This window comes from Candidatus Omnitrophota bacterium (genome assembly GCA_040755155.1).
Taxonomy (GTDB): Bacteria; Hinthialibacterota; Hinthialibacteria; order Hinthialibacterales; family Hinthialibacteraceae; genus JBFMBP01.
Genome location: JBFMBP010000077.1, coordinates 1 through 15073, shown reverse-complemented (window position 1 = coordinate 15073; position 15073 = coordinate 1). Strand labels below are relative to the sequence as shown.

Sequence of the window (15073 nt, the reverse complement as noted above, 5' to 3'; positions counted from 1 at the left end):
GCGCCGAGAGAAGAAAAATCAAAAAGCGGATTGAATGAGCTCATCCAATCCGCCGCCATTCTGCAAAAAAACATAGGATCATAATCTACTCAAGAACCATCCAGTCGTTAATAGGCGCCGCTACGCCTTTGGACCCCATGCGCCCGCTATTCTTTCCCGCTTCGGCGACAGGCGAATTCGGCTTGAGAGTGAAATCGCCCGCGTCTGCGTCAACGTATGCGGGATCGACTTTCAGAATATTGCTTTGTTTGATAATTTCCCCCATGAATTGATCGCCCGTAACGAAAATGTCGCAATACTCCACAGTGAAGTCCGCCAGCGGTTCCATGTTGTTTTCGATGCCGTCAGCATCGACGATGATGGAGTTGGTTATCGAAACATTGATGATATTTTTAGGACTATCCGTCGTCTTGACGCCGATGCCGAGGAGCGATTTATAGAGATCGCAGCGATCGATCTTGGCGGTGGTTTCTCCTGTATCGATGGCTTCGAAAAAAACGTTGGCGCCGGCGTTATCGCGGACAATCGTATCGACAACTTCCAAAGTTCCATAACGGACGCGGATTCCGTAGTGGTTTTGATCGCCGCCGTTATGGGCGATGTCGCAGTTGTCGATTTTCAAACTAGGATGTTCCGGCGGTTCGTTGGCGTCGCCTTCGCCGCCGTTGAGATTCACGCCATGTTCCTGGTTGTAGTCGATGACGCAATGGGAGATAGCGGAGGCGTCGTCGGAAAATTGCACTCCGATGAGATTATGATGGAAATGGCTGTCGATCAATTGATAACCGCCGTCGTTGGATTCCACGCCATAGCGGTTGTAATAGACTTCGCAATTCTTCAGCGTCACCAGCGCCGAATAGCCAATATTCAAAAAATCCTCGATGGCAACGCCGTATTCGGCGTGATGAATTTTGCAGTCTTCCAATAAGAGATTCGTCGGGGGAGCGCTCAATCCTTGCGATATCCGGTATACGTCCGCGCTGGCGAATGCCAGCCCCACTACGTCGCCGCCAAAGTTTTGCGTTGGTCCGTCGTCCGTCGAGGGGCCGACGATCTCGCAGCGGCGAAACGTGACGTTGGAACTGCATACGGTTACGCACACGTTACGGTTGATGCCGCTCACGTTGGAGACAGGCTGCACGAAATGAATTCCTTCCACGACGACGCCGTCGCCGTTGACGACGAAGCCCGCCATATCTTGGGGACCAATGTCGATGCCCGCCAGCAATAAACCTCCCGCCCTGGATTTGGTATTGGCGGAAATAATTTCCACGGTTGCGCCCTCGGCGGCTTTGAGCGTAACGTTGTCTTTCTTGACGGAGGGAGCGTTAAGATCGCCGATGTTAACGTCTTCCGTGTAGGTTCCAGCGTTTACGATAACGGTATCTCCCGATTTCGCCGCATCGAGAGCGGCTTGCACGGTGGTATAGTCTCCCGTCCCGTCTTTTTTCACTTGAAGGACGGCGCCTTGAAGCGGCTGCGGGTTTAAGAATACGATGAGCAGGAAAATAGCCAGAGTTAGAGGAAAGGCGGCCCGTCGAAAGGAAGTTTTCATAAGTTTTCTTCTCCTTTACGAAAAGCGGGAAAACCCGCTTAATTATGGTGAAAACTACGCTTACGAATCAGAACGGCGCCATTATACACAGAAAAAAGGCGATGTATATATCGCATAAGAAAACGAAATCGTTTTTCATAAAAAATAAATAGAATGAACGCTGGAATTTGACGCCGGATATTGAATTATGATTTGATTGATCGAGAATAATCGTACTTAAAGACAATCAAGTCCATGATTGGAGGATGCCTCATGACCCGGGTTATTCCATTTCTTGCCGCAATCTTTTTTTCTGCATTGCTATTGGCCAACGCGGCGGACAAGGCCTATCAAAAACTCTCGCCTATACCCTATACCGAAGTGAAAATCGAGGATGGTTTCTGGTCTCCGCGCTTGGAAATTAACCGCACGGTAACGATTCCCAAAAATTTGGAATGGTGCGAAAAAACCGGGCGCATCAGCAATTTCGCCAAAGCGGCGGGGCTGATGGAAGGCGAGTTTGAAGGCATCTATTTCAATGATTCCGACGTCTACAAGGCGCTGGAAGCGGCGTCCTATTCTCTCGCCAATCATCTCGATCCCGCGCTGGATAAGAAAGTGGACGATATTATCGCCACGATCGCCGCCGCCCAACAGAAAGATGGCTACCTTAATTGCTACTACACCCTGGTAAAGCCGAAGGAGCGCTGGTCCAACCTGAAAGACATGCACGAACTCTATTGCGCCGGGCATCTGATCGAAGCTGCCGTTGCCCATTATCAGGCGACGGGCAAGCGGACGCTGCTCGACGTCGCCATTAAGTACGCCGATCTCATCGAATCCATCTTCGGCCCGGATAAGCGTCATGGCGTTCCCGGCCATGAAGAGATCGAACTGGCGCTGGTAAAACTCTATCGTCTGACGGGCGCCGAGCGTTATTTGCAACTGGCGCAGTTTTTCGTGGACGAGCGCGGACGCGCCGATGGACGGGAACTATATGGGAAATACGCTCAGGATCATATTCCCGTGCGCGAGCAAATGCACGTATTCGGACACGCCGTGCGCGCCATGTATCTCTTCAGCGGCGTCGCCGATTTGGCGGCGATTACGGGCGATAAGGGCTATTTCAAGGCGATGGATGGCGTCTGGACAGATATGACGACGCACAAAATGTACATCACCGGCGGCATCGGCGTTTCCGGACACGGCGAGGGTTTTTCCGGCGGTTACGATTTGCCCAATGAGGACGCCTATTCCGAGACTTGCGCCGCCATCGCCTTGGCTTTCTTCAATGCCCGGCTGAATTGGCTTTACGGGGACGCCAAGTACATGGATGTCTTCGAACAATCGCTCTATAACGGCTTATTGTCCGGCGTTTCTCTCGATGGAGACAAATTTTTCTATCGCAATCCCCTGGCCAGTCATGGACCGGAAAAATTCGATCCCAGCGGCGGCAAAGTCGCCGACAGCCATCAGCATCGGCAATATTGGTTCGGTTGCGCCTGTTGTCCGCCGAACGTCGCGCGTTTTATCCCTAAAATCGGCGAGTATATTTACGCCGCCGGGCAGGATGGGGCGTATATCAATTTATATATCTGCAGCCAATCCCGTTTTTCCCTCAACGGCGTTCTCTTGACGTTGTCTCAATCGACGGAATATCCCTGGGATGGAGCCGTCCGCGTCAACGTCGATCCCGAAGAACCAGCGGAATTCGCCATGAATTTGAGAATCCCCGGCTGGCGCCAGGGCGCGAGCTTGCGCGTCAATGGCCGCAAAGCGGATTATGTTATGAATAACGGCTACGCCCGCATCGAACGCCGCTGGCAACGGGGCGATGCGATTCAACTGGATTTGCCCATGCCCATCCAGCGCGTTGAAGCCCATCCCTTCGTGAAAGAGGATGTTGGGCGTCTTGCCTTGCAACGCGGCCCGATGGTCTATTGCCTGGAAGAAATCGACAATGCCGCCGACGTATTTAAACTGGCATTGCCGCGCGATGCGCAAGTGACCGCTAATCGTCGTCCGGACTTGCTCGGCGGCGTCGTTGTTATCGAGGGCGAGGCTGCGATGCGCAGCGAGGAAGAATGGAAGGGGAAACTCTATCGTCCCGCCGCCGATTGGAAGAAGGTTCCGTTTACCGCCATTCCCTATTACGCCTGGGACAATCGCAAGGCGGGCGCGATGGCGATGTGGCTGCCGGAAATTCCCGCTTTAACGCCATTCCCCACTATCGCCTCGCAAAGCCGCGCCTCTTCTTCGCGAGAAGGCGCGAACCTTGACGCGCTGAACGACCGAATCGAATCCAAAAGTTCGAACGACGCATCCATCCCGCGCTTCACCTGGCGGGATCGCAAGGGTACGACAGAATGGGCGCAGTATGATTTTCCCAAATCCCAGACTGTATCGTCGGTACAAATCTACTGGTTCGACGACCGCGACAAGGGCGGCTGCCGCGTTCCGCAATCGTGGAAATTGCTCTACAAAGACGGAAAGGATTGGAAGCCGATTGCTGGCGTTTCGGAATATGGAACGGCGCTCCATCAATTCAACCATGCGGATTTCGACGCCGTAACGACCACCTCCCTGCGCGTGGAGGTGGAATTGCTAAAGGACTATAGCGGCGGCATATTGGAATGGAGCGTTTTGGAATAAGGTTTTTTGAAAGATAGCGGAGCGCATCTTGTGTGAGAGCCTATTTTAAAACTCCGGCCAAGAAGGGACGGCCGACTTGGATGCGGCATGAATTTCCATGGCTTTTCGATTTACGTCTTTAGCGGCGTCTACTAACTCTTGCCAAGGCTCGTCGTGAATGGTAACCAAGCCGTAATTGCTGTTTTGTCCGTCAAAGCGGCCTTCATAAGGTTGATCCATATATTGATACCAATGATAGCCTACCATATACGGCAAGGATAAAATTTGTTGGACGAAAGATCGATAATGGCTAGCGCGATCCGCCTGAGTCGCTAAGAGAGTACCCGGGCCTATCGTATTGGGCAATCCCGAATCCCTAGCGCGAAACGAGAATTCCGTAATCATGATCGGACGGCCGGTTGTCCGGTGAATCTCTTCCAACTGATCGATGGGGGGCGCAAGTTCATAAGTATTAAGACATACGATATCGACGTATTTGCCGACGACTTTCAAAACGGGCGCGGGAATATCGCCTGCAAAGCGATTGCCGAGATATAATTGCTGTAAATTGTGTTGGGTGAAAGCATCCCGGAAAGTTTGAAAATAGGTTTCCGCATAAAAGGTCAAGAATTCCTCTTCTGCTTCCGCGCGCGATTCTGAAGGAGGGAAACGCGCCGTATCGTAAGAGATGGTATTGAAGGTTCTCGCTTGGATTCCCCATTGCCAGTTCAATTCGTCAATGGTTTTATACTTCTCTTTGACAAATTGCACGGCGGCGTCGAATCCCTTTCGATCGTCGGGATTGTATACTAGAAAATCGAGCAAAAGGGATCGATTGCTGCGCCAATCCGGCCCCCAACGGAGTTCGTTGTGGGAAAAAATGCCAATGCAATAAGGATTATTATTATATAATTTTGCAAAGGAAAATGCTAACCTGTTTACATAACCGGAATAGTTGAAAATGTTCAAAGGGATGCCATAGTACCAATCGTTGGTTCTATTTCCATCGTTATCCTCAAAGGAATCGGTAAAAGAGATTGGCAGCTTATGTAAATAAAATTCATTCGACCATGCTCCCGCCGTATTGAAATTCCATTCTTGCAATCGTTTCGCCGTCTCTTCGTACCAAACATCAAAATGTTGATTATATTTTTCACTCACATACTCCTGAAAAGGCGAATTCTCCGTAACCGGCGAATAATCGCCTTGACTGTTGATATAATTCACGCCGATAGAAAGAATGGCGTTGCCTTCGGGATCGATCATCCACCAAACGCCGTCTATTTCTTTGACGTAGAAATGGCCTGTCGCAACCGAATGTATAGCTTTCCAGCCGCCGTATTGATCGTAATCCTCATTTTCCATTTGCGTCGATGCGATTCCGGTTATAAAGTGCAGCGCTAAACTAATATGGATGAATCGCTTGAACATAACTTGCTCCTATGTTGAAATACTCAAGAGCAGAAAAAACCTTGCCCTTGCCACTCCGCCATATTATCATTGTTTGTTATTCCACTTCTTTTAGAATTCGAAAACCAACAATAGCGGAAGCATTATCAGGTTTATAAAAATCGCGATTGGCGCTGCGCATTTGGTATGAATATCCGAAAAAAAATCCGCCTCTCGCAGCGTGACTTTCGCCGATAGGAGGTCCAAAAGGATTCTCTTCCAAGGCATTAGGATAAGGATAATACCAGTTCAAGCACCACTCCGATACATTTCCACTCATGTCATAAAGTCCGAATGGATTAGACAATTTTGAACCCGCTTTTTTCGATTCGCATCCTCCTCCGTCGCATGAATATACGGCGTATTTGCGATTTAATTCTTCATTGTCATTGGCGTTGTCTCCCCAATAGTAGCTTGTTGTCGTTCCGGCGCGGCAGGCGTATTCCCATTCGGCTTCGGTTGGCAGGCGAAACGATCCTTGCTTTGTAAGATTGAGTTGTTGTATAAAAGCTAAACTGTCGTCCCAAGTAATATTGACTTTAGGCAAATTTCTATTTCCTGCAGGAAGCAACTCCTTTATATTGAGCATTGAATTCCATTGCGCATTGGTGATTTCATATTTTCCAAGATGGAAAGGTTTCGTGATGGTCGCCGGATGTTGCATCTCGTCTTCATCGCGGTCGATTTCCGTTTCCGGGCTTCCCATGACAAATGAACCGGCGGGAATCAAGACCATTTCGAGAGGCGTTGCGTCCGCTGGCAGGTTGGGAATATCGATAGTAATTTCTTGAGGAAGATTATAGGTGGAAATGGGAACCGGCGTAGGCGTTTGTTGAGTTGGAATCGAGGGGCATTCATCGGCGGAGACGCTATATGGATCGATATTGCCGCCATTGATAAAAACTTCGCTGTAATACTTTCCTGATTCCAAAATAATGATTTCAACGTTATCGACATACGCCGTAAGAACATCCGGTTCGGTAAAATCCGCGGTCTGCAGGATCGGTTGGATGCCTATATGCGAAGAAGACGTAACGAGAAAAGACAATCGCTGATATTTATTCTCGAAAAATCGGCCATAGTTCGGAGTCATAGTAGAGACAAAGACATTTTTTCCCAGATCGATGGACGCGAGATAAACGGAGGAGTCGGAATTGGTTGTTCGGACATAGCAACGAATCAGCACGGGATGCGTCGTAATAACGGGAGGAAAATAGATCATAGCCCCTTCACCGGGATCAGCGGTTACGATCACGCCCCGCCCATCCGTCGCGCTGGGATCATCGGCGTCGGTCGGAATTTTGCCAAAAGAAACATCGGCCAAGGGAAGCATTCCGAATCCGACTTCACGGATGGAAATTTTGTTTTCTTCTTTAGTTTTGCCGGAAAAATCGAATATTACGGTTTGAGAGAAGGCTATCTGCGCGAATAAGAAAACGATGGCGCTGAGTTCTACAATAATTTTATTTCTGTTATCCATTTCTTGCCCCCCAAAGTAGATATTTTATTTATGAATTTATATATCATTGATATAGCGTAACGACAACAATTTTTATTATATTTATTTTAATTATTCAACACCGATTTTCACGTCATCCCCAACCATCATAATTAATCCAAGAATTTTTAGGGGCAGGAGGCCGATTAAGCAGAAAATTTGATCTGCACGAGACGGTTATCCAACCAGGGGATGGGGATCGGTTCTTGAAGTTTCTGAACCCAACTGATGGGGTGATAGGAATGGCTGCGTAATATAAGTTATCAAATCGGAATATCAATAAAACCGTTTTCTCCCCGGCGCTTTTGAGAGGATTTTTTTCTTGGGCGGCGGTGGAGGAGGCGGGGGCGTTGGCTTTTGGAAGACGGGGGCTTCTTTGGCTTCCAGCGCGTCGATGAGCGGAATCGCTTTGTCCGCCAGGAATCCGCGGTTTTGCGGATCTTGAAATTCGATGGCGACATTGTCGCCCTTTGTAGTTACCAGCAGTTTCAAACCTTCCCACCCATCCATTTCCAAAATACGCATGGGATTGAAACGTTCCGCCTGGCTCAGGTGGTAGCGCAGATAGCCTTTATTGCGCCGCAGGCTAACGATATCCATGCCCGCCTGATGGGCGCGGACGCGGATATTTACGCCATAGAGCAAGCGCTCCACTTCGGCTGGGATCTTACCGTAAATATCCGATAGTTCTTCCTTAAGACTTTCGATTTCTTCGAAGGTCTTGATTTTGGCAATACGCTGGTGCAGGGACATGCGCTGTTTGCTGCTTTCGACGTAATTGGGCGGGATGGAGCCTTTGGGGACAATTTCCAGCGTCGTTTCCCATTCTAAGGGGATGTTCTTATTTCTTTTCAGGGAATGAACCGTATCGGCGAGCAATTTGGTATAGAGATCGAAGCCGATGGCGGCGATATGCCCATGCTGTTGGCGTCCTAGAATATTGCCGATGCCGCGCAGTTCCATATCGCGCATGGCGAGGTGGAATCCCGAACCGAGTTGGTTGTGCTCCTGAAGCGCCAGCAGGCGGCGGCGGGCGATGGGCGTTAGCGCTTTCTTGCTGGGCACGAGCAGGTAGCAATAGGCGCGATGGCGGTCGCGTCCTACGCGCCCGCGCAGTTGGTAGAGCTGGGAAAGGCCGAAATGATCGGCCTTGTTGATAATGATAGTATTGACGTTGGGAATGTCGAGGCCGTTCTCGATGATGCTGGTGGCGACGAGGATGTCGTAATCGCGCCGGATGAAACGCATCATGATCGTCTCCAGTTCGCGCTCGGCCATCTGTCCGTGACCGACGCAAATGCGCGCCTGGGGAACGATCTCCTGCACGTAATTGGCGACTTGCAGAATCGATTCCACGCGGTTGTGGACGAAGTACACCTGGCCATCGCGGGACAGTTCGCGTAGGATGGCGTTCTCGATCACGTCCGGAGACCATTCCATGATGTAGGTTTCTATGGGCAGACGGTTTTTGGGCGGCGTGCTGACCATACTCATGTTGCGGATGCCAGAGATGGACATGTAGAGAGTGCGCGGGATGGGCGTCGCCGTCAGGGTGAGCGTATCCACCAGTTTGCGGATTTGGCGCAGCCGCTCCTTATGTTTGACGCCAAAGCGCTGTTCTTCATCAATGATGACTAATCCCAGATCGCTGAATTGAATGTCTTTGGATAGCAAGCGATGGGTTCCGATACAGATATCGACTTCGTTATTCTTGACATCCTCGACGACGATTTTTTGCTCTCCGCTGGAGAGAAAGCGCGAGAGCATTTCCACGCGCACGGGATACTCTGCGAGACGATCCTTGAAGGTGTTGTAATGCTGTTGGCAGAGGATCGTCGTAGGCGTGAGGATGGCGACCTGTTTGCCGTCCATGACGGCTTTGAAAGCGGCGCGGATGGCCACTTCCGTTTTGCCGAAGCCTACGTCGCCGCAGATGAGGCGGTCCATCGGCTCGCCGTTCTCCATATCGCGCTTGACCTCTTCGATCGCCCGCCATTGGTCGGCGGTTTCTTCGTAAAGAAAGGACGCCTCGAACTCGTGCTGCCAGGGAGTATCCTGAGCGAAGGAGTGGCCTTTGCGGATGCGGCGGGTGGCGTAGAGTTCAAGCAACTCTTCCGCCATATCTTCGATCGCCTGCCGGGCGCGGGCCTTGGCGCGCTCCCAGTTTTTCGTTCCTAGTTTCGATAGCGCGGGCTGGGCGTTTTCGCCGCCGACGTAGTGACCGACTTTGTCCACCTGATCGATGGGGACGTAGAGAACGCCGTTGTCTGCATATTCAAGTTCCAGAAATTCGCCCTCGACGCCGTCGTTTGTCATGCGCCGGATGGCGGTGAAGCGCCCGATGCCGTGATCGATATGCACGACGAATTCTCCCGGCTTCAAATCCATAAGGTCGGCGATGGGCATGGCGATGCCCTCGCGGGCGGGAGTCTTAAACCGATGGTAACGCCCGAAAATCTCGCGGTCGGCGCATAGAAGAATATTGGGAACGGCGGAAGCGAAGCCGCGATGGAGTTCGCCGACGACGGTTTGCGGGAAAGCGGCGCCGGGGGGAAGGTTGTTCTCTTTACGGTGAGTTTCGAAGATTTCTTCCAGGCGGCTTTGTTGGCCGCTGTTGTCGCAGACAATCAAAACCCGGCTGCCCGCCGTAGTGAGGCGGATGAGACTGGCGATGCGCTCCTTTTTGTCTTCGCCGAAAATTTCTGGCGTAGCGAAGCCCAAGTTGATCCGCTGAGGACCAGGATCCAGCGCGAATTCCGTAAGCGAGAGCAGCGGACGCGCGCCGAATTCGTTTTCCCATTCGCCATAATTGAAATAAAGCGTCTCCGGAGGTTCCAAAATGGCTTGTTGATGTTTATGGAAATCTTCCTCGCCCAATAACAATTCATGTTCGTCGTCTGAGCGAGTAGTTATTTCTCTATAACGTTTATCAATGAGAGAAACGAACTTCTCTCCTTCCTTCTCTACTTCGTCTTCTCCTGCTAAGACCACGGCGCAGCGCGGTCCCAACAGCGATGGCAGGCTAGGCAGCCTTATTCCGTCTGCTAATGCTTCCCGGATTAACGAATCTTCGTTGCTGGCGTAAAAAACAGCTTCCTTGACGGTCGTTTTAGAGCGTTGGGTGGAGATGTCGAAGAGGCGGATGGAGTCGATTTCGTCACCCCATAATTCGATGCGCACGGGATCGGGATAGGAGAAAGAGTAGATATCGACGATATCGCCGCGAATGGAAAAATCGCCGCGTTGCGCCACCAAATCGCGAAACTCGTAGCCCTGAGCCGCCAGCCAGGCGGCGATGGCGTCGCGGCTAATCTCCTTGCCGCTTTGCAAGCGCAGGGCTTGGCGTTCGTATTGGGTCAAAGGCGGCAGGCGCTTAAGAACGGCGGAAACGGGCGCAATGACGATCATCGGGCTGGCAGCATCCGGCGCGTTGGAGTAATGCTCCAAGTAATATTGGATGGGGGCTAGGCGCTCCATGCCAATGGCCAATTCCGGCGCCTGGGATTCGTAAGGGAGAATTTCCAGGTGAGGGTAGACGAAGACCGGAATTTTTGCTTCCCGTCCACGTTGAAAAAATTCCACATCGTCCAGCATGAGATAAGCGCCGCTCTGATCCGGCGTGATGGCGACGACCGGCGCTTGCGCCGCCGCCGCTAGTTGGATGGTCAACAACGCCTTGGACGAACCCACCGCCTGCCCGCAATAGACCTGGCCGCCGCGCCGCACAATGTCGAAGGCTTGGACGAATTCGCCGCGGGAAACGATCTCATGCAATAAGGAATCGAGCAGGAAAGGGGAGACTTCGGATTTTAGTTTCATGGAATTGCGGCAATTCTATCCAACGGATTGCGAACCATATTTAAAAAAACGCTTTAGATTAAGATATCCACTATAAACGAAATGAACAATATCCATCCTTGAGAAAAGATGAAATGAAACAGGATATTCCATCCTTACGCGAGAAGCAGGAAGAGATCGCCCGCCGCGTCGATCTCCATAACGCTCTCCCGCCCTTCGATCAGCTGCAGACTGTGGGAGCGGCGGATATATCTTGCGGCCGTTTTTCTAAAATAGGTTATGCCGCCGTTGTGGTTATGACTTATCCGAATTTGGAATTGATCGAGAGAGTATGGGCGGAGGAAGAGTTAGCCTTTCCCTATATCCCCGGTTTTTTGGCGTTCCGTGAATGGCCTTTAGTCAAGACTTGCCTTGAACGGCTGAAGGCTCTTCCACAAGTTTTAGTGTGCGACGGTCAGGGAATCGCTCATCCCCGGCGTGCAGGACTAGCCAGCCATATCGGCGTGGAATCGGGATTGATTACGGTTGGCTGCGCCAAAAGCCGCCTGGTTGGCGAATATGCCGAGCCGGGATTAGAACGCGGCGGCAAAAGCGATTTACTATTGAACGGCGATAAAATCGGCGAGGTCGTCCGAACGAGAAACCATGTAAAACCTTTGTTTATAAGTCCAGGACATAGAATAGATTTCGAACGATCAACCCAGTTGATTCTCCATCTTTGCCGCCAATGCCGTCTGCCGGAACCTATTCGGGAAGCGCATCGCTTTGTCAATGAAATTAGGAAGAGGGAATACGAATCATCGCAAAGATAAAAAAAGGTAAAAATAGTATTTGCTTTTTGATATTATTTATGTTATCATTCATTCATTAATTTAATATATGCGAGGTTCCTATCATGGTAAACGGACCTACGAACCAAACGGCAATACCGACGAATCCAACCCAGATGCAAGGCATTCAACCAAGAAGGCCTACCGCTCCAACGGCTCCAACCAATCCTTTTACTACGCCCCAAACTCCGGCAAGGAATCAAACGGCTGCTCCTTCATTTAACCAAACCAATGGGCTGGATCAAGTGCAAATCAGCCAACAAGCTGTTCGCGCATTGACAACGGGTCCCGGTACGGCGGCGAATGCGCCTACGCAGCCAGGATTGGCTCGGAACATGAACAACGCGCAAGGACCAACCGGCGCGACGTATTCCCGGCCTGCGCCTAGAGCCGCACAAAACAACGTAACCGCCGAACAACAGCCGACGCAACCCGCCCCGCCTGCGCCGCCAGCCTATACGCCTACGCAAGACTTAGCTCCAGGCCAGTCGTTGAATGTAATGGCTTAATGAATTGCGCCAAAAGTTTTTTATATTCGAACGCCAGCGGAACGGCTGGCGTTTTTTATTTATGCGGTTTATAGAATAATTCGACAGTTAGAAGTTCATTCTAACCGGTCTTACTCAGACTTGAAGGATTTTGCGAGTTTTTTTGTTTTCCCAGAATTAACCTAAAAACATCAGTTGGCAATTTGTATGAGATTATTAATCCTTGTTTTTAATAATGATGCGTAATAACATCCTTATCACCCAAAAGGTGAGCGGAAAGTATTTCGTAACTCGCTTAATTTATTTTACTTATCACTCGTTACTTGTCACTTGTCACTTATCACTGTTTTTAGATTCATTGAACAATTCTACGAAGCAGACTATTATCGAGAGAATTCAAGAAGTAGAAAAATCAAGTAAAAAATGAAATAGTGGCTAGGCCGATTCATACTTTTCACCCATATAAATCGGTGAAGAATCAAAAATTACTTGTGATTGGGTACGATTAAGATATCCGCTATGAATGGAAAAGAACGCATTCTCGCCAGCGTCGCTCATCGCCAGCCGGATCGAGTCCCCGTGGATTTGGGATCGACGCCCAGCTCCGGCATTTCCGCCATCGCTTACAACCGGCTCAAAAAACATCTTGGCGTACAGCAAGGACGTACAAGAGTATATGACGTAGTTCAGCAGTTGGCGGAACCGGAGGATTGGGCGCTGGACCGATTTGAAATCGACGCCATCGACATCGGCCGCGCTTTTAACTCTAATGACGAGGATTGGCGTCCCGCGACGCTGCCGGATGGAAGCGAAGCGGACTTTCCCCGTTGGTTCTCCCCCTCGACGCAGCCCGGCGAACGGCGGGATGTGCTGACGGCGGATGGAACCCGCATCGCCTCCATGCCCGCTGGCGCGGCATTTTTCGACCAGACTTGTTTTCCCTATATTGACGGCTATCCCGGCGATTTTCGGCGTTTGCCGGAAGCGATGGGAAAAGTATCATGGGCGGCGCTGGCGCATAGTCCGTGGGATCGGGCGGGCGAAACCGGTTTTTGGGAAAAATTGAGAGAAAAGGCGCTCGCACTGCACGAAAACTCCGAACGGGCGCTGATGATCGTTTGCGGCTGCAATCTATTCGAATGGGGAACTTTCTTGCGGCGCATGGACAATTTCCTCATGGATCTGGCGGCGGAAACCGCTAAAGTGGAAGCCTTGCTCGACGCTCTTATGGAAATCCACTTAAATACCCTGGAAAAGGTTTGCGCCGCCGTGGGCGATATTGCCGATATCATCCGCTTCGGCGACGATCTGGGGACGAACGAAGGGCCGTTCATGGCCCCATCGACGTATCGGAAATTATTTAAGCCGCGTCATGCTCGATTGTACGATTATGTGAAGCGGAACAGCCGGATGCATACGTTTCTGCATTCCTGCGGCTCCATATACGCTTTGATTCCCGACCTTATCGACGCCGGATTGGAGATCGTCAATCCCGTGCAGGCTTCCTGCCGCCGCATGGAACCGGATTGCTTGAAGCGGGAATTTGGCAAAGACATAACGTTTTGGGGCGGGGGATGCGATATTCGGCGCGTCTTGAGCCGAGGCGCGCCGAACGAAGTGAAAGAACACGTAAAACGGCGCCTGGCGATCTTTTCGCCGGGCGGCGGCTTCGTATTTTGCGCGGAACACAATATTCTTCCCGATGCGCCTCCTGAAAACATCGCCGCGTTATTCGAAGCCGTCAAGGAATTTCATTCATAACGGCTTCGAATCTTTCTCTTTTTTATGAAGGAGGCGTATGAGTTCGTCTTCCATATTTCCGATGGAAAATGGTTTCGCCAGAAATCCTTGCGCTCCAATATGTTTTGTTACTTCTTGGGGGATGCTCTCGCCGCTCGTCATAATAACGGGCTTCTTCGATACTCGCCGAATGTGTTGCAGGCATTGAATGCCATCCATTCCGGGAAGTTTGTAATCCAGAATGATGAGAGATATATCGTCTTCCCGTTCGTAAATCTGACGCAACGCTTCATGCCCGGTTTTGGCCTCGATATAATCGCATTTCAAATGACGAAGCATGGATTTCATAACGGCTAAAACGCATTCTTCGTCTTCAACTAAAAGAATAAGTTGGTTTTTTTCCATTACGAGCCTCCATTCCTTGTTATCGAATCACAGAACAAAGGTCTCAAAATCAACCTTATCTCATTGAATTGGAAAAAGGAAATTCAAAAATCAAAATTATATAATGTGTAATTATTCCTTTATAGCATCAATATTATCAGTCCATTATTGATAAATTAATGATACCCTTTCTTTATATAATTATAACAAATTCAATGTCTTATAAAAATAACAGCAGTGGCGATATGATATCTATTTTCATGGACGCAAGATAAATTGATAAATGAATATCCTTCTTAAGATATTGAAAAATATGGAATTTAAAACCCATCCGCCTTAAAAACGATCATTTCATTTTATTAATAAATAGTTCCCCATCTACTTATTATAGTTCATTTACCATAAAAGGAATACTAAAAAGTGAAAAAATGCGCTAATATAATATCAGTGTAACGAAACGTTAATTCAATCTAAATTTACGATTGTCTTTATAAATAACAATTGGTATTATTTACTCTTGTTTCACAATTCCATCCTCTCGCCTTCGGGAGTGAGATAGAATGATGGGTTTTCGGCTTTCCGTCGTTGCATGATTTTTATGATTTCTTTGAGTAATAAATCAATCGTTTTTCTTGTTGAATCCTGCTTTCGCTCTTTTCCTATCCCAGGGATTAAATTTGTTGTAAAATGGCTAAATTCATAAGAAAACGAGTGGAGAAAA

Annotated in this window: 10 protein-coding genes; 4 read left to right on the top strand and 6 right to left on the bottom strand. The window is 49.7% G+C overall.

Annotated features, from left to right (window positions below; translation table 11 throughout):
- Positions 1-85: 85 nt before the first annotated feature.
- The gene (locus tag AB1656_10020; protein ID MEW6235711.1) at positions 86-1555 is read right to left on the bottom strand and encodes a hypothetical protein; all 1470 of its coding nucleotides are present in this window, start codon (positions 1553-1555) and stop codon (positions 86-88) included.
- Between the two features lie 252 nt (positions 1556-1807).
- Between AB1656_10020 and AB1656_10015 the strand changes: the two genes are divergently transcribed.
- Positions 1808-4186 (top strand): beta-L-arabinofuranosidase domain-containing protein, encoded by a 2379-nt coding sequence (locus AB1656_10015; GenBank protein MEW6235710.1) that lies wholly within the window; start codon positions 1808-1810, stop codon positions 4184-4186.
- Between the two features lie 45 nt (positions 4187-4231).
- Here AB1656_10015 and AB1656_10010 read toward each other — a convergent pair whose 3' ends face one another.
- The 3 genes from AB1656_10010 to mfd all read right to left on the bottom strand — a co-directional run bounded on the left by AB1656_10010 (position 4232) and on the right by mfd (position 10931).
- Positions 4232-5596, bottom strand: a complete 1365-nt coding sequence (locus AB1656_10010; GenBank protein ID MEW6235709.1) for a beta-agarase — start codon at positions 5594-5596, stop codon at positions 4232-4234.
- 76 nt (positions 5597-5672) lie between these two features.
- Positions 5673-7094: a formylglycine-generating enzyme family protein gene (locus tag AB1656_10005; GenBank protein ID MEW6235708.1), complete on the bottom strand. Its 1422-nt coding sequence runs from the start codon at positions 7092-7094 to the stop codon at positions 5673-5675.
- A 294-nt stretch (positions 7095-7388) separates the two neighbouring features.
- Positions 7389-10931: a transcription-repair coupling factor gene (gene mfd / locus AB1656_10000; protein ID MEW6235707.1), complete on the bottom strand. Its 3543-nt coding sequence runs from the start codon at positions 10929-10931 to the stop codon at positions 7389-7391.
- A 113-nt stretch (positions 10932-11044) separates the two neighbouring features.
- On the opposite strand from mfd, the gene AB1656_09995 reads away from it, so the two are divergent.
- From AB1656_09995 to AB1656_09985, 3 genes are all read left to right on the top strand, one after another.
- The gene (locus tag AB1656_09995) at positions 11045-11722 is read left to right on the top strand and encodes an endonuclease V (protein ID MEW6235706.1); all 678 of its coding nucleotides are present in this window, start codon (positions 11045-11047) and stop codon (positions 11720-11722) included.
- An 83-nt stretch (positions 11723-11805) separates the two neighbouring features.
- Positions 11806-12249 carry a hypothetical protein gene (locus AB1656_09990; protein ID MEW6235705.1) on the top strand — a complete coding sequence of 148 codons (444 nt, stop codon included), beginning with the start codon at positions 11806-11808 and terminating at the stop codon, positions 12247-12249.
- A gap of 498 nt (positions 12250-12747) precedes the next feature.
- The gene (locus tag AB1656_09985; protein MEW6235704.1) at positions 12748-13989 is read left to right on the top strand and encodes a uroporphyrinogen decarboxylase family protein; all 1242 of its coding nucleotides are present in this window, start codon (positions 12748-12750) and stop codon (positions 13987-13989) included.
- Here the strand turns inward: AB1656_09985 and AB1656_09980 are convergent.
- Together AB1656_09980 and AB1656_09975 are read right to left on the bottom strand one after the other, a co-directional pair.
- Positions 13984-14373 (bottom strand): response regulator, encoded by a 390-nt coding sequence (locus AB1656_09980; protein ID MEW6235703.1) that lies wholly within the window; start codon positions 14371-14373, stop codon positions 13984-13986. The two genes, AB1656_09985 and AB1656_09980, sit on opposite strands and share 6 nt — an antisense overlap.
- A gap of 501 nt (positions 14374-14874) precedes the next feature.
- Positions 14875-15073 (bottom strand): hypothetical protein (locus AB1656_09975; GenBank protein MEW6235702.1); only part of this gene is annotated, 199 nt, incomplete at its 5' end.